This window comes from Bacillus sp. 05T31 (genome assembly GCF_056396725.1).
This window is the reverse complement of the sequence record NZ_JBFTMA010001472.1, coordinates 1-383: the sequence shown is the minus strand read 5'-3', so window position 1 is coordinate 383 and position 383 is coordinate 1. Positions and strand designations below refer to the sequence as shown.

The 383-nt window shown below is 32.4% G+C and carries 1 protein-coding gene; it reads left to right on the top strand.

Going from position 1 to position 383, the window contains the following annotated elements; translation table 11 throughout:
- Positions 1-103 precede the first annotated feature (103 nt).
- Positions 104-383, top strand: a 280-nt coding sequence (locus tag AC1DJR_RS33895; protein WP_477004663.1) for an MFS transporter, incomplete at its 3' end; no start/stop codon positions are given.

Below are 383 nucleotides of genomic sequence, written 5' to 3'. Positions count from 1 at the left end.
TTATAAAGGTAGGGTTTTACAAATACTTACAGAATTATATATTTAATACGTATTGGACGGGTTGTTTTCAAATTCCTCTATAATAAAGGTGGTACATACAATTTTGAAGTTGAAACAAGAAAGAAGTATGACTGTAAGCACAGTTTTTTCTAAAGAATACAAAATTTTTATTTTCGGTTTACTCATTTCACGACTCGGGGATTCACTATATATCTTTGCATTACCTTGGATTGCCTTTCAATTAACCGGTTCAGCAGTTATCATGAGTTCTTTATTTGCTATTAACGTATTACCAATCGTTTTATTTGGCCCTTTAGTTGGTGTAATTGTAGATCGATATGATCGGAGGAAGTTACTTTGGATCGGAGGAAGTTACTTTGGAT